This window comes from Candidatus Bathyarchaeota archaeon (assembly GCA_029882535.1).
Taxonomy (GTDB): Archaea; Thermoproteota; Bathyarchaeia; order Bathyarchaeales; family SOJC01; genus JAOUKM01.
The window spans coordinates 1-20,754 of record JAOUKM010000029.1; the positions used below are offsets into that span (position 1 = coordinate 1).

At 43.3% G+C, this 20,754-nt stretch carries 19 protein-coding genes; 11 read left to right on the forward strand and 8 right to left on the reverse strand.

Going from position 1 to position 20,754, the window contains the following annotated elements:
• On the forward strand, positions 1-2,116 hold a 2,116-nt coding region (locus tag OEX01_07315; GenBank protein MDH5448790.1), incomplete at its 5' end, for an ABC transporter substrate-binding protein.
• Positions 2,117-2,607: 491 nt separating this feature from the next.
• Here OEX01_07315 and OEX01_07320 read toward each other — a convergent pair.
• On the reverse strand, positions 2,608-4,302 hold the full coding sequence (locus tag OEX01_07320; GenBank protein ID MDH5448791.1) for an ATP-dependent DNA ligase: 1,695 nt from the start codon (positions 4,300-4,302) through the stop codon (positions 2,608-2,610).
• A gap of 67 nt (positions 4,303-4,369) precedes the next feature.
• Positions 4,370-4,756: a hypothetical protein gene (locus OEX01_07325; GenBank protein MDH5448792.1), complete on the reverse strand. Its 387-nt coding sequence runs from the start codon at positions 4,754-4,756 to the stop codon at positions 4,370-4,372.
• A 408-nt stretch (positions 4,757-5,164) separates the two neighbouring features.
• On the opposite strand from OEX01_07325, the gene OEX01_07330 reads away from it, so the two are divergent.
• Together OEX01_07330 and OEX01_07335 are read left to right on the forward strand one after the other, a co-directional pair.
• The gene (locus tag OEX01_07330; protein ID MDH5448793.1) at positions 5,165-5,323 is read left to right on the forward strand and encodes a hypothetical protein; all 159 of its coding nucleotides are present in this window, start codon (positions 5,165-5,167) and stop codon (positions 5,321-5,323) included.
• A 182-nt stretch (positions 5,324-5,505) separates the two neighbouring features.
• The gene (locus tag OEX01_07335) at positions 5,506-6,033 is read left to right on the forward strand and encodes a THUMP domain-containing protein (protein MDH5448794.1); all 528 of its coding nucleotides are present in this window, start codon (positions 5,506-5,508) and stop codon (positions 6,031-6,033) included.
• On the opposite strand, the gene cgi121 is transcribed toward OEX01_07335, so the two are convergent.
• The 3 genes from cgi121 to OEX01_07350 all read right to left on the reverse strand — a co-directional run bounded on the left by cgi121 (position 6,030) and on the right by OEX01_07350 (position 8,231).
• A complete protein-coding gene (gene cgi121, locus OEX01_07340) occupies positions 6,030-6,593 on the reverse strand; it encodes a KEOPS complex subunit Cgi121 (GenBank protein MDH5448795.1) in 564 nt (187 codons plus the stop codon). The genes OEX01_07335 and cgi121 overlap by 4 nt on opposite strands.
• Complete coding sequence (locus tag OEX01_07345; GenBank protein MDH5448796.1) at positions 6,590-7,195, reverse strand: phosphoribosyltransferase; 606 nt, start codon at positions 7,193-7,195, stop codon at positions 6,590-6,592. The genes cgi121 and OEX01_07345 overlap by 4 nt, the downstream gene beginning before the upstream one ends.
• A 103-nt stretch (positions 7,196-7,298) precedes the next feature.
• Complete coding sequence (locus tag OEX01_07350; GenBank protein MDH5448797.1) at positions 7,299-8,231, reverse strand: hypothetical protein; 933 nt, start codon at positions 8,229-8,231, stop codon at positions 7,299-7,301.
• A gap of 255 nt (positions 8,232-8,486) precedes the next feature.
• Here OEX01_07350 and OEX01_07355 point away from each other — a divergent pair, with 255 nt between their 5' ends.
• The 6 genes from OEX01_07355 to hutH all read left to right on the forward strand — a co-directional run bounded on the left by OEX01_07355 (position 8,487) and on the right by hutH (position 15,978).
• Positions 8,487-9,440, forward strand: coding sequence for a formylmethanofuran--tetrahydromethanopterin N-formyltransferase (locus OEX01_07355; GenBank protein MDH5448798.1), 954 nt, complete (start codon positions 8,487-8,489; stop codon positions 9,438-9,440).
• 49 nt (positions 9,441-9,489) lie between these two features.
• Positions 9,490-10,812, forward strand: a complete 1,323-nt coding sequence (locus tag OEX01_07360; protein MDH5448799.1) for a glutamine synthetase beta-grasp domain-containing protein — start codon at positions 9,490-9,492, stop codon at positions 10,810-10,812.
• A 27-nt stretch (positions 10,813-10,839) separates the two neighbouring features.
• Complete coding sequence (gene hutI / locus OEX01_07365) at positions 10,840-12,111, forward strand: imidazolonepropionase (protein ID MDH5448800.1); 1,272 nt, start codon at positions 10,840-10,842, stop codon at positions 12,109-12,111.
• Between the two features lie 152 nt (positions 12,112-12,263).
• Positions 12,264-13,922 (forward strand): urocanate hydratase, encoded by a 1,659-nt coding sequence (gene hutU, locus OEX01_07370; GenBank protein ID MDH5448801.1) that lies wholly within the window; start codon positions 12,264-12,266, stop codon positions 13,920-13,922.
• A 23-nt stretch (positions 13,923-13,945) separates the two neighbouring features.
• Positions 13,946-14,410: a DUF3795 domain-containing protein gene (locus OEX01_07375; protein MDH5448802.1), complete on the forward strand. Its 465-nt coding sequence runs from the start codon at positions 13,946-13,948 to the stop codon at positions 14,408-14,410.
• Between the two features lie 35 nt (positions 14,411-14,445).
• Positions 14,446-15,978 (forward strand): histidine ammonia-lyase, encoded by a 1,533-nt coding sequence (gene hutH, locus OEX01_07380; protein MDH5448803.1) that lies wholly within the window; start codon positions 14,446-14,448, stop codon positions 15,976-15,978.
• A 9-nt stretch (positions 15,979-15,987) separates the two neighbouring features.
• Here hutH and OEX01_07385 read toward each other — a convergent pair whose 3' ends face one another.
• Together OEX01_07385 and rtcA are read right to left on the reverse strand one after the other, a co-directional pair.
• Complete coding sequence (locus OEX01_07385; protein MDH5448804.1) at positions 15,988-16,953, reverse strand: zinc metalloprotease HtpX; 966 nt, start codon at positions 16,951-16,953, stop codon at positions 15,988-15,990.
• Between the two features lie 87 nt (positions 16,954-17,040).
• Positions 17,041-18,081 (reverse strand): RNA 3'-terminal phosphate cyclase, encoded by a 1,041-nt coding sequence (rtcA, locus tag OEX01_07390; GenBank protein MDH5448805.1) that lies wholly within the window; start codon positions 18,079-18,081, stop codon positions 17,041-17,043.
• A gap of 131 nt (positions 18,082-18,212) precedes the next feature.
• On the opposite strand from rtcA, the gene OEX01_07395 reads away from it, so the two are divergent.
• On the forward strand, positions 18,213-18,602 hold the full coding sequence (locus tag OEX01_07395; GenBank protein MDH5448806.1) for a hypothetical protein: 390 nt from the start codon (positions 18,213-18,215) through the stop codon (positions 18,600-18,602).
• Positions 18,603-18,617: 15 nt separating this feature from the next.
• Here OEX01_07395 and OEX01_07400 read toward each other — a convergent pair whose 3' ends face one another.
• Positions 18,618-18,893 carry an acylphosphatase gene (locus tag OEX01_07400; GenBank protein MDH5448807.1) on the reverse strand — a complete coding sequence of 92 codons (276 nt, stop codon included), beginning with the start codon at positions 18,891-18,893 and terminating at the stop codon, positions 18,618-18,620.
• A 147-nt stretch (positions 18,894-19,040) separates the two neighbouring features.
• On the opposite strand from OEX01_07400, the gene OEX01_07405 reads away from it, so the two are divergent.
• Positions 19,041-20,165, forward strand: coding sequence for an MFS transporter (locus OEX01_07405; protein ID MDH5448808.1), 1,125 nt, complete (start codon positions 19,041-19,043; stop codon positions 20,163-20,165).
• Positions 20,166-20,754: the final 589 nt, after the last annotated feature.

Consider the following 20,754-nt stretch of genomic DNA (forward strand, 5'->3'; position numbering starts at 1 on the left):
TGCGCTAAAAGCTAACGACATCGACTTTTTACAGTCGCCGCTGACTTATGAGCAAAAACTAGACGCTGAAGCCGATCCCAACCTCTGCATCGCAGCTTATCACGAGAACGTAATGATAGAGTTTGACTTGAACAACAACTACACCGTATCTGATACCTATCCTGGCGTGAGGAACCCTCTTAACCTTAAGCAGTTCAGGCAGGCTCTAACGTGTGCAGTGGACAAGCAGTATATCGTGGATGAAGTCTTGCTGGGCGCTGGAGGAATACTTAACGTTCCAGTTTCACTGAACTGCATCAGCTGGTGGAACTCATGCCTCCTCCAAGCGAACTACCCGTGGAAGTACAACATGACAAAAGCTAACGAGCTACTTGAAGCAGCAGGATTCGCCGACACTGAACCTGATGGCACTAGAAACTATCCTGTTGGGTGGCCAGGCAGGGAAGGCGGACCAAACATGGACTCGCTCATCTTCTACATAAGAACTGAAGACAAGAGATATGACGCCGGCCAATACCTTGCAAGCCAGTTAGACATCTTGGACATCCCGTACATCAAAATGGTGGGTGTTTCAGACTTTTGTTATCCGCCTGTTATGGGAGACCGAAACTACCACATTTACACAGGCGGCTGGAACATAGGAACATACCCAACGTTCCTTTACTTCGGATACCACAGTCCTTGCTGGCCCTGCCCATATGATTCTAACTACGTAACAGGCATGAACTCGTCAAACCTCCCAAACTATCCCATGCTTGACGAATATGTTCGCGCTGTATACTTCACACCCAGCATCGCCGCAGCCCAAGCTGCTACCCTAAAGGCAGGAGGATACGGCTGGGCTGAATTGTGTGTCAACATCCCCCTATGGTCCAGCAAAAGCTACGTCGCCTGGCGCAAGACCATGCCGGGAGTCGTCAACATGTTTGGCTACGGATTAGACAACCCGTACCAATTTCTACATGCTTATCAAAGTGCTGGCGGCCCAATTAGAATGGGAACAGTAAACGGACCTAAGGCGCTTAACCCGTTGTACTCTGTGTGGACTTACGACTACACAGTGCTAGACAGAGTGTTCGATAAGTTACTAAACGTTAACCCATACGACCTCACGGTAGACCAGCCTTGGGCGGTTGAAGACTGGGAGGTTGGAACGTGGGTCGATCCGGATCCAGGTCCAAAGGAGCCTGCTGAGAAATCCACAGTCACGTATTATCTGAGGAAAGACTGTGGAATAGTGGAGCCAGTAACAGGCAACTTCATACGATACGCAACCGCGCATGACTTGGAGTTTTCTGCGTGGTACACTTACTGCTTCCATGACGCTTGGAACTTTCCAAGCTACGAAGACCTGCACCACAGCGAAATAATCGATGACTACACGATTAAGTACTACTTCGACGATGCAAGCTACTGGTTCTGTTACAGACCGCAATACCCAACACTTGCTAGGGATGAGCTAATCGATACGCTCTGCACTACAAGCTCTGCGAGTTTCACGAGTGATGGTACAAACTGTAGCTCTGGGACTCAATTCAAGCTGACAACAGAAAACATAGTACAGGTGACTTCTGACGATGTGCCAGTTGACTACGTCATCTTCGGCGGCTACGAAGACCTCGAGCACAACTGGATATGGCTTCAAAGCAACCTGCCAGCTGGAACTTACACAATCAACTACTACACAAACGACCTTGATCCCCACGGCTACTACCTTGCAGGCCTACCATGGACAGACACGTGGTACAGCTTCGGACCGTTTTACTGCACAGACATAGTGCCAGGCGTAGGTGGATATGCTACGCTGAACAAAAACCCACACTACTGGATGGAAACTCCACCTCTAGGTGAGACTGACTGGCGCTGGTGGTGGGACACTCCAGGAGGACAACCCGGATGGGAGATTCCTGGACGCACCGGCGGCTACTTCCAAATCAACATCTACGACGTGATAAAAGCCACAGGAAGCTACGGCCACAGCGGCGACGACATATATGACCCTGGCTACTTCCCAGGCGCAGACCTAGACAAAACCGACCTTGCACACATAGGCATCTACGACATAGTAAGCATCACAGACAAATACGGACAAAAATGGGCAATACCACCCCCATAAAATACATAGCCAAAACCAACAAGACTAACACCCCCTCTTTTTTTCCAAAACTTTTGTGAATACTCAAAAACTGGGAATAATGTTTATATCGTAAGAGATAATATGCCATTTATAGATGCATGTCTATAGGAGAACATATTGTATATGCAGAGAATACCAATACAGGTAATCGTACGACATATGTTAACAGATTCACTTAAAATACTCCGTCTACAACTTTATCGACAACTCGCTTAAGCATGATAGACAGCCTCCTCTGCAGCTTCAACTTGCCCATTGCATGCAGGTATGCGTGCTAATATTTCCCCAGGCAAACTAATCGAAAACAATAACTTCATACACGTGCTAATTTTCTATTCCTGATAGCCTACTCGCTTGAATGGATAAATGGAAAAAAGCTAAGAAACTTATCGAAGAAGGGTTCAATTATGTCGGTGAAATACATGGAAAACAGATGTTCCATAAGCGAAAGTAAAAAGTTGAGTAAAACCTCAGGATTTTGAGTATCTAGCCTTTTTCTCGAATTGCCTCTCGTAAATTTCTCTAACTTTTTGTATAGTATCTACCTCTTCAAGGCTTTTGTCATCACGAATTCTGGTGATCCTAGCGAAACGAAGAGCCATGCCGCATTCATATTTCGGGCTTTTTTGAATTTCGTTGTAAGCAACCTCGACCACAATTTTTGGCACAACTATCACTCTATAGCCCTCCTTTTTGACAGCCAACTGTTTCAGTCGCCGGGTCATTTCAACAATTTCTGCGTCAGTCAAACCTTTAAAAGTCTTCCCCACAGTGAGCAATTCGCCAGTTTCCATGTCTCGAGCAGCAAGGTAGTAGTCGGAAAGCCAACCATGTCTCCGTCCATATCCATACTCTGCCGCCACTATAACCAAGTCAAGAGGTTCAAGAACCCTTTTTATTTTAAACCATCTTTTGCCACGAACCCCTGGTGTATATAAGCTGTCAAGTTTCTTCGCCATTAAACCCTCATGTCCCGCTTCAATGGCTCCTCTCAAAAACTCTTCAGCCACACCAATATCTTGAGCGATAATTTGCTTTGTTAATGGAATTGCCCCTGCAACCTCAGCTAGTTTTTTCCTTCGGCTTGTATAAGATTCGTTAATGAAACTTTGGCCATTGACATACAGCGCGTCGAACAGATAAAGCTGAACTGGAACTTCTTCCGCTGCATGTTCAATCTGGCGAATTCTTCTGAAACGGCGCATAAGGTGCTGAAAAAGCATAGGGTTTCCATTCTTACCCACAGCAATGACTTCACCTTCTAAAACAGTTTCGTCAGCCTTAACTTCATTCTGGACGAGTTCAACGATTTCTGGGAAGCTTTCTGTTACGTCTGTTAATCGGCGACTAAAAATTTTCACAACATCTTTTAACTTGTGAATCTGAATGCGAGCTCCATCCAACTTGTATTCTAAAGCTGTTTGCCCGCTATGCTCCTCTAAAGCTTCAGCAACAGTTGCAGCTGTCTGTGCCAACATAGGTTTTATTGGTCTGCAAACTTTGAGTCTTAGTTTCACCAAGCCATCTCTTCCCTTAATTTTTGCGATAGTGGCAACTTCGCCTATGTCGCCTGTGAACATAGCCGCGGTTTGAATAAGATCAGGAGAAGCATTGAAGGCTTGTGCTACTGCAAGCTCCATTAATCCTTCGTGGAAGCCCGTTCGCATTTCGCCAATTAGCACCTTCACGATGTATTTAGCCTCTAGAGAAGTCGCGGAGCCTAGTAACGTTTTAAGCAGTCTTTCTTTTTTTCCTCTTGAACCTATTCCCGTTGTTTCTGCGATGGTTTCAAAAGTACGTTGCACTTCAAGTATTGTCAGTTGTTTTTGAAAAAGTGTAGCTTGCTTCCTAATTTTGCCTTCTTCAAATACGATTTTAGTTGCGTCACCTACATCGCCAGTCATACTAAAAGCTCGGGAAAACGTGTCATCATCAATATTAGTTATTCTTCGGATTGTCGTGTTAAGGGTTGCCCAGCTAACCTCCAAAACACGTTGATCCCATCTTGGAAAGACTCTGCCCATCAGCATTGAAATTGCTGGCTCAATCTCTTCGATCTCGAGTTTTAGAAAAAATGAGGAAACCCAGCGGACCATAACTTTACGTTTTGTTGTTGACTCTAATTTTTCGCAAAGCTCTGCTAAACTTCGGAACAAAGTTGGCATACAAATCGCTTTCAAAGAAAAGATGGTTTAACGAAACATAAGCATTCCTAGTTTAGAAGAGTAGTTTCTAGAACAGTTGTAATGCAAGTTTGTCTTTGACTTCCTTTATTTTCTTCTGTAACTCTACAGCTTCTTTGCTTTTCTCTTTTTTCAACGCTTTGTAGCAGTCGAGGGCGTATTCTAAGGCACTGACACCGAAGCGGTCGAATCCTTTTTTAAAAGCCACTTCCGCAGACTTGTTGAAGCGTTTAAGAGCGGTTTTGTACTCTTTCAGCATGAAGCTGCATTCGCTGGCTTTGAACATCATGTTCGAAGCATCGAAAAAATCGCCTTTCTTTTCGTAGAGCTCCGAGGATTGAAGAAACTTTTCTGCTGCCTCCTCATATTTTTCCGTTGCGTACAAAATGTTGCCCTGTTTGTGAAGCTTAATTGGATCCTCTTTTTCAGCACTCATCAGTTTTCCACTCGCAACCTTCTATTCAATTGCCACCTAATTGTTTTAAATGTTTCCGCCTATGTTTCACAATTTCCGCATAGTCACTCGCGTTTCGTAAAATACATCATACTACTAGGGTTTGCAATAACACGTTCAAACTTTGCCTTTATTAAGTCGCATTTTTCTTTCAGTGTATTGGCTACCTACGCGTGATAACTGTCGGTTTCAAAATCCACCAATCGAATGTAGAGCAACGTGCTTATTGCGTCCAATGTCTGCTTTATGTGCAGAATGTTTTTGTTTTTCTGGTATTTCGTAGCGCGCGCATAAGTTTATAAAGCAATTTATCAACTGAGTAAATGCGCAAGAATTAGATTTCAAAAAAGAGAACTAGTTCTGCCTCAATGAATAGGAGGTGCAGTCTATATGTCATACGGAAGAGAACCCAGAGAGATGCACAAGGCAGTCTGCGCTGATTGTGGTAAGGAATGTGAGGTCCCATTCAAGCCTGATCCCAGCAGACCAGTCTACTGCAGGGAATGTTGGTCAAAGAGAAGAGGCACACGTAGTAGAACAAGATACTAACATTAGGCTTTATAGCTAAGACTATCCAACGTATCCAAATTATTTTTCTAATTTCATTTTTCATTCTAGGTCTATGTTTCTTTGTGGCCGTCGTATTTTTGCAGAATCATAAAAAACGAACATAATAATTTGGCACGCAAAAAGAGAAACTTCTTTTAAACCAAAAAGATAAATAGTGAGCTATGCTTCGAGATTTCAATCTCCTCGTAACGACGACTCGTGGAAATGAGGCTGACGTTTGCTCGGAAATTTGGTATTTGCTGGGCGAAACCGGGGACAGTGCGGCAAAAGTTGACAAAACAGGGGTTTCAGGTTTGATAGCGGCGAAAACATCCCTCCAACCTCTAGAAGCCATAGAAAAACTCCGTAATATACTGAAAGAGCGGCCCTACGAGTTCCGTTACACTCTTCGCATAATTCCTATTCAAAAAGTAACACAAACCGACGTAGGCGAAATTGAACGCGTCGTTACGCAACTTGCAGCACAAATTAAAGAAAATGAAACTTTCCGTGTAACCGTCGAGAAACGTTTCACCCACATGTCCAGCAAGGATATTATTGAAGCTGCTGCAGCAAATATCGACCGCAAAGTAGACTTGATCAATCCAAACAAAATTGTCCTAGTCGAAGTTGTAGGCGGATTCACTGGAGTATCAGTTCTTAAACCATCTGACATAATCTCGATAATGAAAGAGAAATTCGAGAGCTAACGTCGAGTCACTAAAAGGGCAACATGTTCAATTACTAGGTCGGAAAGAGCCTTCTTTTCTCCGTCTTCCTCTAATTTCGCTGCCAACTCAGTATCAGATATATCGAAAAGCCGTCTAATATATGCCATTTTTTCAACTGACAAGTCAAGAACGCCATCATCACGTTTGCCAAGAATTAACTTGGAGACCTCTGTAAGGGACTTTTCAGCAACATTTTCCTCATCTGCCACCACCAACACAGCAATTTGTGACGAATTCTGTTTTATCCCCATGAGGTTCAAAGCAACTCTAATCTGTCTCTGAGCAGAAGCGTAGAGAAGACATTCGACGGCCAGGTTCTTTGAAATGTTTGTTCTATTTTTAAAGGCTTTCAAAGAGTTAAGCGTAGCAAAATAAAGATGCTGCCATCCCGCGACCAGTTGAGCGTCAAAAAATTGTACAGTCACATCGCCTAACTTTTGTCGAACTAGAGAAAGAAGATGGTCAACATCGCTTATTTGGACATCTCTAAATCCAACTATGCCAATATGCTTGCTAAAGTCTTCAATTTGTTTTATCATTCAGAAACCTCAGACATCTCTCTGCCGAAACGCTCCGCCAGTTCTGGGTCGAAACCATATTTTATTAATGTCTGCTTCGCTTCGTCAGCTGATCTTCCATTTTGCTGGAATTTTTCGATAACCTTTCTTAGGGCTTCTTTTCTTTCCCACGGAAAAATTATCCAATTGCGAGTTGTTTTCTCATAAAAGTCGGGTATTGTAACACTCCACGGCTTGTAATAGAGCGTTACCATTTTGACGACTCTGGCGCCTTGCTCATGCAAATGAGTTTTGACTAGACGCAGACTTTTGCCAGTGTCAGAAACATCATCGACGACAAGCACCTTTTTTTCTTTAACGTTAACTGAAACTGATTGAGTTATTACTGGTTTCTTTTTCGTTTCTGCGACGCCTAGATAAAATTCTGCCTTGACATTAGCGATTTCTGGATTTTCCAATAAATCTGACAGAACTCTTGCAGGGGTCCAACCACCCCGTGAAACTCCAACAATTATGTCGGGATTGAAATTGTCATTTTGGATCTTTCGGGCTAAATGCAAAAGCAGCGTATAAATCTGTTCCCATGAGGGAATCTCAAATTTTTCACTTTGTTGCAATTTCACAGTTCTCTCCGAGCTAGAAAAATAGGGATAAACAAGTGGATTTAAATGTTTTACAGTTTTATCTAAACTTCTAGAAGATAAAAAAAGAAGGGGAATATGTTCGTTATTGAGGAGGCTTTGGTTTCTTTGCCCCGTATATTATTACTCCGATGCCTATGAGTACCCAGCCGATGCCGAAGAACATCCAAGCGTAAGAGTTTACCAAGGCAGCGTTGGCTGATATAAGGTTGGCGTCTGCTTCTGTTTTCGTAGCATTCGCAAGGGCTTCTTTGTAGTTGAGCGCTGCATCCTCCATCGCCGTACCTCTTTGTTCGTAGACATTAAGCGCTTCATCAACAAGGTCACTTGCATTTCCATAGTGTATATTAGCCGCATAGAAATCTCCAAGGCTATGGGCTTGATCTCCTAGTTGAAATTCGAAATAGGCTTCTATAAACAGAACCATTGCTTTGGAGACATTAAATAAGGGAATCATAGTCGGACCGCCCATGAACATCATTTCCAGTTTATCGCGAAGTTGTTGTGTCTCAAGATGGCCTGCTGAATATATCGCGAAATTGTTATCCCAACTCTCCCACGGACTCCATGTAGTAACGACTTCTGTAGGCCCGCTGGTAGCGTTGACTATCTCCACGTACAGCCTGTAGCCATAAGTCCAAATATCGGGAATCTCACTCGTCGAAGGTGTCATGTTGCTAACAGTGAAAACCTTTGTTTCTCCATAGACAATTGCCTCTGGGGTGGCAAACCTGTGTGTGTAGTTTTTGCCCCAGCCAAAGTGTACTATGATGGTTGAAATGTTAATTTGAGTCTTGTCAGGCGGAGGCCCCCAGTCATTTAATAACATCACAGAGAGATCCCAATATGTTCCTTCTTGGTAAGCGACGACATTTTGATGATAGAAATCGTCATTGCCCCTATATGTTGGGTTTGTCCACCCCACCGCTTGGATGTATGCTTGTGAAGGCTTGATATAGAATGCAGATAGCGTTACGAGCACTAGGATACTTAGCATTATTAGAGCAGTTTTCTTCATCTCATTACCCTCTAAAACATAGGTGTGGTTGAACACACTTCATATTTATAATTTTTGTATGCTCCTATCGTTTTATCTAAAAACTAAAGACCGTGGAAACCATTTTAAGCCAAATTAAAAAAAGACAGCAAACGCTCACCTTCTTGACTATACATATGACAACTTCAGTTCTACACACGCATAAACACCCAACCTTGCTTCCCTAAAAATACTTTAAGGAAGACACCGTTAAAAATCTAAAAGGATTGGAAGACGATGGCGAATTTCAAGGTTAACGGCGTTTCAGTTGAAGACACTTTCTGTGAAACCTTTACGGTACGTATAGCTAGGATACTCGTAACATCTGTAAACAGAAAATGGGCTTTAGAATCAGCATTAGAAGCTAAAGGACTCGGCAGATCAGCTACTATTCCCCCTTCAGAAGCCTCAATAGAAGCTGAAGCTACACCTAAGGACACTCCAGATGGAAGACCCGGCTTCATAATTCAAGTTATTGACAGAAAATTGGAGCAGCTGAGACAGTGGCTCATAGTTAGAATAAGAAAGGGAATCATACCATACCCTAAAACTAATGTCTTCGATGTTTTACCAAAAGAAATGGCTGAAGAATCCGTGAACATCAAAGGCACAATTATACAAACCTTTGGAGATGGATTCGAAGAGGAAACCAATGCATTCGGAAGGAAAGTCTACAAGATACCCAAGATGGACGGATGGTTTCACGTAGAAAGAAAATTCGGAATCACGAAAGGTGTAGCTGGCGGCATGTTCCTGATCTTAGCAGAATCCGGTGAAGCAGCGTTAGAAGCTGCTGAACGGGCAGTTGAAAGTGTAAAAACGGTTCCCTACGTAGTTGGAAAGTTTGCGGCTTCTGGAACCAAAGTCGGAGGAAAAGTTTACAAGGACACTATAGCCACTACCAATGATGCATACTGCCCATGCCTAGGTCGAATCGAAGGGAGCAAAATTCCAGAAGGTGTAAAGTGCGTTTACGAGGTTATAGTAAGTGGACTGAGGCTAGAAAATGTTAGCAGAGCAGTAAAAGTTGGTATAGAAAACGCCACAAGAGTTCCTGGAGTGTTAAAGATAACCTCAGCAAACTATGGTGGAACGCTGGGTAAAGGAAAAATTTTTCTTCATAGCCTTTTCGAGTCTAAAAGTCAAGAGTATGGAAGAAATCTCGAATATAGACGAGAAAATACGTATTGAGAAAGTATAATAAAGAAGAAGTGATTCTCGATTAGACGGCGAAATGACCATGTCAGAAGTTACAGAATTAATTCAAAAAGAAAAAGTGAAAGAGATAGTGTTACAGTTTACAGATATATCTGGCATCCTGCATTCTCTTTGGATACCTTCTGAGCTCTTCTCAAAGGTAGCTGAAGAAGGTATACACGTAGATGGGTCATCCATCGGCATGGTGGATATAGACAGGAGTGACTTGAAGCTAATCCCAGACGTAAAGACATTCGTCGTACTGCCGCCAAATGTTTTCTCTCAGAGGGTTGCAAGAGTAGTTTGCGACATCTACGAGCCAGAATCGAACAGACCTTTTGAGCTTGACCCCAGATTTGTCCTTCAAAAAGTTATGAACAATGTTAAGAAGAACTTAGGGGCTTCTGTTAACTATTACGCATCTGCTGAAATGGAGCATTTCCTTTTTAAAAGAGGTGAAGATGGCAACGTCAAATTGCTTGACGAAGGGGGATATTTGGCTACTCCCCCAACAGATCTCAGTGCTGACATAAGACTTGAAATTACCGAGAACTTCAGAAACATGGACATTTTAATCGAAAAACATCATCACGAAGTGCCCCCTGGAAAATATGAGCTAAACCTAGCTTACTCTAATGCATTAAGGATGGCTGACACCGTCTACTTAGTCAAGTTTCTCGTGAAACTAGTAGCAGCCAAAAATGGACTTATCGCTTCCTTTATGCCGAAGCCTTTTAGCGGTCAATTTGGAGCGGGGCTACACACTCATGTTAGTCTCATAAACGATGAAAAAGGTCAAAACCTATTTTATGACCCAAATGGAAGCTACGGTCTGAGCAAAACAGCCTTAAACTTCATAGTTGGCATTTTGAGTCATGCAAAAGCCTTGGCAGCTATAACTAACCCTACGGTTAATTCATACAAAAGGCTTGTACCCGGGTGGGAAGCTCCAGTCTACATTTCATGGGCTAAGTACAATCGGTCAGTCCTTGTTAGGGTTCCCCCGGGAAAAGAGAAAAGAACTAGACTGGAGTATAGACCTACTGACGGGTCATGCAATTTCTACCTTGCATTTGCTGCTATTCTATCCGCTGGGTTGGATGGTATTAAGAGAAAGATTGAGCCTCCGAAGCCTGTGGAAGAAGACATCTACGAGATGAGTGAAAAGGAAAAATCTAAAAGAGGTATAGAGGTGCTTCCTGGAAATTTGGGTGATGCTTTACGGGAGTTCTCCAAAGATAAGTATATACAAGAGGCTTTAGGGAAGGCGTTCTGCGAAAAGTTTCTAGAACTTAAGACTCAAGAGTGGAGAGATTTCAATGTTACCGTGCATGAATGGGAAAGAACAAAATATCTAGATGTCTAGATTACAACGGAAAAGGGAGGAAGAATAATGGCGATAGAAGCTGATTTTGTAATTATCAACGCAGATGAACTTGTGACTCTAAAGGGAACAGGCAATAAACCGCAAATTAGAGAGGAAATGAACAATCTTGGCACAATAGAGGATGGAGCTGTTGCAGTTAAGGATGGAAAAATAGTATCTGTTGGAGCCACAAAAGAAGTGTTGGACAAGCTTGAGAAAGGATTTGAAGTTATAGATGCAAGCGGAAAACTCGTCTCACCCGGACTCATCGACCCCCATGTCCACCTAATTTTCGCTGGTTCTAGAGAAGAGGAACTTGAGTCTATGGCAGTAAAAGGTATTCCATACTTGGAAATCAAAGCTAGGGGAGGAGGTATGCCAACGACGCTCAAAAAAACAGGTCAGGCAACCACTGAAGAGCTGCTTAAACGAACCACCCAAATACTTGACACGATGCTAATCCATGGCACAACAACAATAGAAGCGAAAAGCGGATACGAAATGACATTCAATGGCGAAATCAGACAACTGGAAATAATAAACAACCTCAACAAAACGCATCCAATCGACTTGATTCCAACTTTTCTGGCTCAGGGAATTCCCTTCGAATATGAAAACAAAGTTGACCTACTGACAAACGAAATAGTCGAAAAGTGGATTCCAGAAATTGTAAGGAGAAAATTGGCTGAGTACTGTGATGTGTTCTGCGAAAAAGGATACTTCAACATAGAACAGTCTAGGCGAATACTTAAGGCAGGCAGAAAATACGGCATGAAATTGAGGGTTCACTCTGATTGGCTTGTCCACAGTGGAGGGGCAAAGCTAGGTGTGGAATTAGGAGTTGTCTCTGCGGACCACCTAATCTTCACACCGATGGAGGACATTGAAGCCTTAGCAAGTAGAGGCACTATCGGGGTTTTCTTGCCAACCACTCCTTTTTGCTATTTAGGCACATATGCAAAAGCCAGAAAAATCATAAACAAAGGATTACCTATTGCGTTAGCAACCGACCTAAGTGCAGCAAATATGTGCGAATCTATGCAGATGATGATGACTATTGCAATTCTCCAGATGAAGATGACTACAGAAGAAGCCCTTGTAGCGGCAACAATTAACGCAGCTCACTCCATAGATCGCGCCCACGACATAGGAAGTTTAGAAGAAGGAAAAAAAGCAGATATAGTTATTTTTGACGCTCCAAATCACAAATATTTCCCATATCACTACGGCATTAACCTAGCCGAAAAAGTGTTCAAAAATGGAAAGTTAGTGGCAGAAAAAGGAAGAAAAGTGAAATAGAAATTTTAGCCTTTGCCAGAGGCGTCTTTTCTCTTCTCTCTTATATTGTTTTTTCTCGTTGGTTTGACCCATAGGTAGTTATCTCTCAACAAATTTGATAGTGGCAAAGAATTATAATGTGTTTGTACCATTCTGGTATAAGGTGAACTGGCTTGTTCAATATTGAAAAGCCTGTTAAATGCTTGACCGGACCAGAACTGCATTGTAAAAACTGGCAGATTGAAGGCATCTACCGCATGCTCCACCATGTTCTCGACCCGGAAGTGGCAAAGGATCCTGAAAAGCTTATTGTTTACGGAGGCACAGGCAAAGCCGCCCGTAACTGGGAATGCTTCGGCAAAATCGTTGAAACTCTAGAACGTCTGGAACCAGACGAAACCATGCTGATCCAAAGCGGCAAGCCAGTAGCGGTTTTCAAAACTCATGAGTGGGCACCAAGAGCTTTACTCGTGAATTCTATGTTGGTGCCGAAATGGGCAACTTGGGACTACTTTTACGAGTTGGAACAGAAGGGTTTAATCATGTTTGGTCAAATGACGGCGGGTTCTTGGGCTTATATTGGCACTCAAGGCATTTTACAAGGCACTTACGAAACGTTAGCGGCTGTTGCAAAGGAGCATTTCGGCGGAAGCCTTCGTGGAAAACTTGTTTTAACAGCGGGTTTGGGCGAGATGGGCGGCGCCCAGCCTCTTGCCGTGACTATTAATGACGGCGTAGCACTGATTGTTGAGATTGACAGGAAAGCCATAGAAAGGCGACTTAGACACAAATACTTGGAAACGTGGACTGACGACCTTAACGATGCAATCGGCATGGCAATAGACGCCACAAGAGAAGGAAAACCCAAAAGCATAGGACTCCTCGGCAACGCTGCAGAAGTACATCCGAAACTTGTCAAAAAAGGCATAATTCCAGACGTTTTGACAGACCAAACTTCTGCTCACGACCCTCTCAACGGATACTACCCCATGGGTCTTTCTAAAGAAGAAGCTGATAAGCTAAGAGAAGAAAACCCAAAGGAATACATTAAAAAAGCAAAGGCAAGCATGAAAGTCCACGTTGAAGCCATGGTTGAAATGATGCGAAAAGGCGCAGTAACCTTTGACTACGGCAACAACCTTCGTCAACAAGCCTACGACGCCGGCTACAAAGACGCCTTCTCTTATCTAGGCTTTGTGCGACGCTACATTAGACCCATGTTCTGTGAAGGAAAAGGTCCCTTCCGCTGGACATCGCTCGTAGGTACTCCAGAAGACATTTACAAACTGGACAACGTCATCCTCAAAGAATTCGCCTACAACAAGGAATTATGCCTCTGGATACAAAAGGCAAAGGAGAAAGTGAAGTTTCAAGGTTTACCCGCTCGTGTTTGCTGGTTGGGTTTTGGAGAAAGAGCCAAATTTGGAAAAATTATCAACGACATGGTGCGCAAAGGCGAGCTTTCTGGGCCCATATGGATAGGACGTGACCATTTGGACTGTGGAAGTGTGGCTTCGCCAAATCGCGAAACTGAGGGCATGATAGACGGCAGCGATGCTATTGCAGATTGGCCAATACTGAACGCTTTACTTAACGCTGTGGGTGGTGCAACTTGGGTTTCGGTTCATCAAGGCGGCGGCGTAGGAATAGGCTACAGCATCCATGCAGGTATGTGCCTCGTAGCAGACGGCACAAAGGAGATAGAAAAGCGTTTAACAACAGTTCTAACAACTGACCCGGGAATAGGAATTGTAAGGCATGCCGATGCGGGCTACAAGAAAGCCAAACAAGTAGCAAGGGAAAATGCAATTAAAATGCCAATGCTGGAGTGACTTGACATTAGGAGAAAAATGTTGTGACCAAAAATCCGCTTCGACTTGTTGCATACTGCGGGCTCTACTGCAGTCTATGTGCAAACAGAAACAGAATTCCCAAACGTGCAAAGCTCCTGCAGGAGACGCTTCACGGAGAGGGCATGGACTTGTGGTACAAATACATCCCATCCATGAAAGACGTGTTCCCCACGTTTTGGGAATTTCTCGACAAACTGGTGAAAACGGATTGCGCCTGCAGAACGGAAGGAGGCCCGCCTGACTGCAAAATAAGAGAATGCGCAAAAAAGAAAGCAGTAGACACGTGCCCGCTTTGTCAGGAATACCCATGCAGCCTCATTGAAAGTTTGGCTGAACACTATGTTACGGCGATTCAAGATGGAAAACGACTGAAAAAGATAGGGTTGAAGGCATGGGTTAAAGAGCAAGAAGAAAGAGCACGCCGCGGAGTGGTGTATGCTGACACCCGTGTGCCTTGGAAAGAATAAACTAATACTATACATGTTGACGTGGATGAAAAATTATGAGAAAAGTGATTATTGACGGAGAAACATTAACTATCGAAGACGTAATAGCTGTTGCCCGTGACAACGCTACCGTGACAACCTCTGAGAAAGCCAAGAAAAAGGTTAGACAGGCACGGAAAACCTTGGAGCGACTTTTGAAAGATAAGAAGATAATTTACGGAGTGACAACGGGTTTTGGCGCTTTAGGAAATGTCGCCATTCCGCCTAAAGACATAAGGCAGCTTCAAGTAAATCTCATTCGAAGTCATGCTTCTGGCGTTGGAAAACCGCTGAGCAGAGACGTAACGCGGGCGTTGATGCTTTTGCGCGCTAACACGCTGGCTAAGGGATATTCTGGAGTGCGTTTGGAAACTTTAGAGACGCTGGTGCAAATGATTAACAAAGGCGTGCACCCAGTTATTCCGGAAAAAGGTTCTGTAGGTGCCAGCGGTGACTTGGCTCCACTTTCTCACATGGTTTTGGTGATGATTGGAGAAGGTGAAGCAGAATATCAAGGCGTGGTTCTGGACGGAAAAGAGGCTATGACGAAAGCCGACATTTCACCCCTAACACTTGACGTGAAAGAAGGTGTTGCTTTAAACAATGGCACTCAAATGATGAGTGCAGTTGCAGCTCTTGCCGTTTATGATGCGGAAAACTTGGTGCGAACAGCCGAAGTCGCTGCTGCTGTAAGTCTTGAAGCCTTATGCGGGATAGTAGACGCCTTCGACGAAAAAATTCACAAAGTAAGACCTCATAAAGGACAGATTGAAACTGCTAAGAACATCCGCAGACTTGTGTCTGGCAGCAAATTAGTAAAGCCTAGCAGTGAAGCGGTGAGGGAAAATAAGTATCCGCAAGATCCGTATTCTTTGAGATGCATTCCCCAAGTTTTAGGCTCGGTTCGCGACGCAATAAGTTATGTTAAGGGCGTAGTGGAAGTGGAAATTAATTCTGCAACCGATAACCCCCTTGTCTTCGTTGAAGATGAAGTGTGTCTGTCTGGAGGAAACTTCCACGGACAACCCATTTCTGCTGTTATGGACTATCTTGCCATCGCGTTGACAACAATAGGCAACTTTTCTGAAAGAAGAACAGCGAGACTGATTGATGAGAAGTTGAGCAGAGGGCTTCCCGCCTTCCTAGTCTTTAGCAAAGCTAAGAGAGGGTTGCAAAGTGGCTTCATGACGTTGCAGTACACAGCTGCAGCGTTGGCTTCAGAAAACAAATCCTTAGCCCATCCAGCCAGCGTCGATTCTATTCCTACATCGGCTAATTTTGAAGACTTTGTGAGTATGGGTCCTATTGCGGCGAGAAAGGCTGTAGAGATTCTTAGAAACACTGAATACATTGTTGCTGTTGAACTTTTGTCGGCGGCGCAAGGTGTTGAATTTAGAGAGACAAACAAACTTGGAAAGAGAACCAAAGCGGCGTACAATCTGATAAGAAAAGAAGTGCCTTTCCTTAAGGAAGATAGAGCGGTTTACAAAGACATAGAAGCAGTTGAGGCGCTAGTTCGGAATGAGGAGTTTTTGAAGTTAAAAGGGTAGAATCTTTATCTATGCCAGTCTTTGGAGAGCTTTTAGTCTTTTTACGATATTTGGATGACTACTGAAAAATTCCAGAAACTTGTCAATGCCTGTTACTCTTCTTTGCAATACTTCCTCAACGAGCTTTCTGTCGCTTACTCCGGACCGAGCTATTGCTTTCGCGTCTGCCGCGGCTCTATCAGGGTCGGATATGAAGAGGGCTTTGAAAGAGTTTAGCTGTCCCGATTTAGGTATTCTCTTTTTCATCCGTCCACTTTTATGAACTATCTTTACTAATCCTTCAGAAAGCTTTCTCGAGCCGTCTTCTACGATAGATGCGCTGTGGCCGTCAGCATAATATTCCCGCAGACGGCTTAGGTATAACGTGAACAGAGTGAGTATCCAGTATAGGAAGATGCTGATTATTCCGATGATTGCTCCTGCGCCGCCGCTGTCGTCTCTGCTTTTTCCTCCAAACATTGAGGAAAACAGGAAAGAGTAGCCTATGTAGTAGAAGATTGCGGGTAAAATGGAGACGAACATCATTACTTGTACGTCTCGGTGTTTCAAGTGGCCTAGTTCGTGACCGATAACTGCTTCAACTTCCTCGCTCTCCAAAGTTTTCACCAACCCCTCAGTAACTGCAACTCTGCTACCTGCAATGGGAGAGCCATAGGCGAAAGCGTTTGGAATAGGGATGCGCGCCAACATCAGTCGAGGCGTTTTAATACCACTTCTCAGGCTTAACTGTTCTACCTTAGCGTACAGTTCGGGGTTTTCTGACTTTGAAATTGGTCGCACTCGATAGATAGCGTCAATCAAGTATGGTGCAACAAGCCATTGCAGAATGTTAAAGCCAATTATGAAGATAATCAGCCATGTGATGTTGAAAGTTCCAGTTAGGGTTAATATGATTGTGAAGAATAGGGTTGAGAGTCCTATAATGATTGCTAACGTTCCAACCATGGAAGCTCGTAACTTTAAAGGAGAACTCATGCTTTAATCCCAAAGAACCTCAGCAACACAAACTCGCATATAAACCTTTTTTAGAAAGAAGAGAAAATAAAAATCTTTAAAACGTTATCAAGACGCTTTTTTCTCCACTTTGTATAGATTTCCAACTTTACATGTTTCAAATTTTACACCTAGAATTTCCTGAGCAAGCCACATGTTGGTCTCTAGATGGTCGGTGATTGAACGTGTAAGAAAAACTGATTTGTCTTTTGCCAACGCCATGTATGGCACTAGCATGTCTGCGAGATGGACATCCACGGTGGCTTTAGCCTCTATCTCCAGCAGCAAGTTTTCTGCAGCCTCTCCACCCACAGTCTCACTAGGTTTTCTTAGTTCGCCGATAGCGTCGCCCCCTAAGAGAATACCTGTGCTAGTCTGTGCCCACAACGTGAGAGAACTGCCCTTCTGCAGAGGATTCGAAAAATCATTGAAAACCTGAATGTCCGCCCCATACCCACATGTTCTCAAAAGGTCGTTAGCAGCTTTTGCCTGACGCTTAGCAACTCTTCGGTCAGCCAAAAAAGTGCAAACAGATATACCCTTTAATGCTTCAATCCGCCCAAATTTTCCAAAGCGGAAAGAACCAAGCTTCGGGTTAGGCGTGACTTTAACGGAAACTTCACCCATACCCTTTGGATAGTAACCATACTTGTTAATCGTCAAAGAAGTCGTAAACCTCATTTTTTCAAGAACTGGAAGAAAAACGTGGCTCAGATAATTTATTGTAGGAGAGTGAGAAACGTCCGTGCCGCCCTTCGAAATGTGAATGGAAACTGGATTTTTAGCGAAGGCACAGATAGGAAGAACAGTAATTAGAAGCATTGGGATGCTTCCAGCGGTGCCAATTTCCGCTTCCACCCTACCGCCAACAATTTCGGTTGGATAAAACCACAGCTCTTTAGAGCCAACTTCGGCTCCTTTCACGGTTGCATTGCAAAGTTTAGCAGCGGTTAACACAGCTTCTAAATGTTGGGGCTTCAAGCCTGGTTTAGGGCGTTTCTGGCGTATGTTGTAGATGTGCAGAGGCCTTTTCAGAATCGCAGCCATAGCTACCGATAAACGTAGAATTGTGCCGCTGCCGCTCTTTTGGCTTCCATCAACTTCCAGCAACTTTTGCCCTCAACCAATTCTTTTTCAAGATTATCAGAAGAGACTATTTTACATTGTGTTGCCGCTTCGAAAAGGACAAAATAAAAGAGGGACTAAAATGGATAGTTAAATGCAGAGGGAGAAAAGCAAAAATGAGCGAAGTAAAACCCAACACCGAAAAAATACTGCAGAGGTTAAGTGAAGTTCTTGATGTTTTAAAGAGGCTTTCTGAAGATTTACAAGATATCTCAAAGTCACTTAAGACCATAACTCCGACCACAGCTCCAACCGCTGCGCCTCCTGCAACACCCTTAGCGCCGACTCCTCAACCTGGAGGAAAGCGAATAGAAGACCTTCGAATGATGTTTACGAAAGAACTAGAAACAATGCTTATTTTCGAAGACAAAGGAGACTTCATAAAAATAACACCTCGCCAATACCTTGGTCCAGAAAACTTTGCAAAAATTGCGTCTACCATCCGGGAGGCAGGGGGCGAGTATGTCAGCGCTGGAAAAGGCTCTCACTTCAGAATCCCAAAATAAACGAAACTCGCCTAGCTACCATACTATTCGGAAATCTACAAACTCGCCACTATAGATTTCAAAAACAACTTTGGTTTTAGTTACCCTTGCGCCGGGCGGTCCTCTATTACAAAATTCAATCAGTTTTTCAACACTTTCCTTTTTTCCCTCAAAAACCGCTTCAACTCCTCCATCAGGAAGGTTTCTAACCCAACCTGTCACGTTGTATCTGTAGGCTTCTCGACGTGTTTCTGATCTAAAAAAGACTCCTTGAACTCTTCCGCTGACGAACATGTGTGCTTTAACCTTCATCTGAAACCTCTCATTCTTTTAACGTGAAGGAATAGTGGTTTCTCCATCGACTACTCTTTTTGATAACTTATATCTAAGCAATTCTCCAATTCTGAACAAAGAACTAACAATTGTCGGATTGATGAAAAGCTGCGAAAATTATACGCAATATTAGGAACCAGTTTCTTTCTGTGGACTGGCTGGCTAGCTTTTACTCCTGTTTTTCCGTTACACATTGATGCTCTTGGTTTCTCCTTTTTTGATTTAGGTCTCTTGATGGCCATACCTTCCCTCTTTTCTATATTTCTCAGACTTCCCATAGGAACCGTTGCCAGTCGAATTGGGAAAAAACGGATAATTCTCTTCGCTTTGGCTATCCAAACATTGTCATTTCTGCTTCTAGGCTTTCTAGCCGATTGGGGCGGGCTTTTTGCGGTTCGAATCTTGCAGGGAATTGCCGTGGCTCTCTTTCCGCCGATCATTACTGCAGCCATATATGACTTGGCAATTCCCACAGGCAGAGGAAGAATGTTTGGGGTATTTTTCACATCTATCGGATTAGCCATGATTTTTGGTCCGTTGCTGAGCAGTGTACTTTTGCAGTTTCTAAGCTTCAATAGTTTCTTCGTAGTGTTATCGTTGTTTCCAGCTGTTGGTTTTGCCATCTATCTCATCGGATCATCGGGTAAAGATTTGTCTTCAGTTGAGAAATATAGCACTGGAATAAGGTCTATCGGGCGAGTTCTGAAAAACCGAAATGTTTTAGCGTTGTGCTCTTGCAGAGTTCTGTTTGCGATTACAGCGTCGATGTTTGCCACGCTTTTCTCTATACACGCTGAAGGTACTTTATTGATCACGTCATCTCTTGTGAGCGCCTTGTTTATGGTTAGAGGAATATCTAATGCTCTTTTGCGATTGCCTTCGGGAAAAATCTCTGACAGAATTGGGCGAAAGAAACCAATTATACTCTCTTACATCATTTTTGTTGGCGTTTTTCTTCTCTTTTCAGAAACAAGCAGTCTTATTGCTTTTGTGTTGACTATGGCTATTTACGGATTTGCTTGGGGCTTAAGAGTTGCTCCAGAAACTGCATTTGTTAGCGATCTCGTTGACAGCGAGGATGCAAGTGTTGGAATAGCTCTCCTCCAAACAATGTTTCCATTAGGCTCCACAATCGGGTCAATTGTAGCAGGATGGCTTGCACTGACTACTCCAATTCAAACAATATTCAAATTGTCTTCACTAATAATTGTTCCAGCGATTATCATTCTTCTAAGCATAAAAGAAACATAAGATTGTATAGGATATTTTTAGTAAAGATATAACACAGAAAAAGGAAGAACAAGTTTGACTACATGCAATAGTAGATAGTTGAGGTCGTCAAGTCGTGGAAAGATATAAAAATCTTATAGAAGATTTTTTCACAAATCGCTTAACCTTGTGATTACCTAAAACAACATGCGTGTGGAGGGCGAGGTTTCAAGGTTTAGTCACCTTAGACACCGATTCTTTCTCACATCCGCCACACGCGCAATAAGCTAACAGCACTATCTCTTGTTAAGAATAACATTAAAAAGAGGGGAATATTGGCGACGTGCAAGCTCTATCTAAACTTGCCCGAACTTGTTTTATCTAACAGTTTCACCGATCTCTCTCCACTTTGCTTGATGACGTTGCTCCGCGTCCCTTAAAAAACGGTTAGACACACATTTCTTCTACGTGAAGAAACAATGCTGGAAAACAATGGAAAATTCATGATATACTCCTCTAATACGCCAAGCCCTAAACGCTTAAGAATTGTTGGATCTGCAGTCGCAAAAGTCGCAAATTCTCTGAAGCTTGAAACAGAGCTTTCGCCAAGAAAGAAGCTACTTTCTATTTA

What these genes read in the sequence shown, in the direction of transcription:
- OEX01_07350 (MDH5448797.1), bottom strand. Translation starts at nt 8,231, where the DNA reads ATGAAGAAAACTGCTCTAATAATGCTAAGTATCCTAGTGCTCGTAACG.
- OEX01_07385 (MDH5448804.1), bottom strand. Translation starts at nt 16,953, where the DNA reads ATGAGTTCTCCTTTAAAGTTACGAGCTTCCATGGTTGGAACGTTAGCA.
- OEX01_07320 (MDH5448791.1), bottom strand. Translation starts at nt 4,302, where the DNA reads ATGCCAACTTTGTTCCGAAGTTTAGCAGAGCTTTGCGAAAAATTAGAG.
- cgi121 (MDH5448795.1), bottom strand. Translation starts at nt 6,593, where the DNA reads ATGATAAAACAAATTGAAGACTTTAGCAAGCATATTGGCATAGTTGGA.
- OEX01_07395 (MDH5448806.1), top strand. Translation starts at nt 18,213, where the DNA reads ATGAGCGAAGTAAAACCCAACACCGAAAAAATACTGCAGAGGTTAAGT.
- hutH (MDH5448803.1), top strand. Translation starts at nt 14,446, where the DNA reads ATGAGAAAAGTGATTATTGACGGAGAAACATTAACTATCGAAGACGTA.
- OEX01_07360 (MDH5448799.1), top strand. Translation starts at nt 9,490, where the DNA reads ATGTCAGAAGTTACAGAATTAATTCAAAAAGAAAAAGTGAAAGAGATA.
- hutI (MDH5448800.1), top strand. Translation starts at nt 10,840, where the DNA reads ATGGCGATAGAAGCTGATTTTGTAATTATCAACGCAGATGAACTTGTG.
- OEX01_07400 (MDH5448807.1), bottom strand. Translation starts at nt 18,893, where the DNA reads ATGAAGGTTAAAGCACACATGTTCGTCAGCGGAAGAGTTCAAGGAGTC.
- OEX01_07330 (MDH5448793.1), top strand. Translation starts at nt 5,165, where the DNA reads ATGTCATACGGAAGAGAACCCAGAGAGATGCACAAGGCAGTCTGCGCT.
- OEX01_07325 (MDH5448792.1), bottom strand. Translation starts at nt 4,756, where the DNA reads ATGAGTGCTGAAAAAGAGGATCCAATTAAGCTTCACAAACAGGGCAAC.
- OEX01_07355 (MDH5448798.1), top strand. Translation starts at nt 8,487, where the DNA reads ATGGCGAATTTCAAGGTTAACGGCGTTTCAGTTGAAGACACTTTCTGT.
- OEX01_07335 (MDH5448794.1), top strand. Translation starts at nt 5,506, where the DNA reads ATGCTTCGAGATTTCAATCTCCTCGTAACGACGACTCGTGGAAATGAG.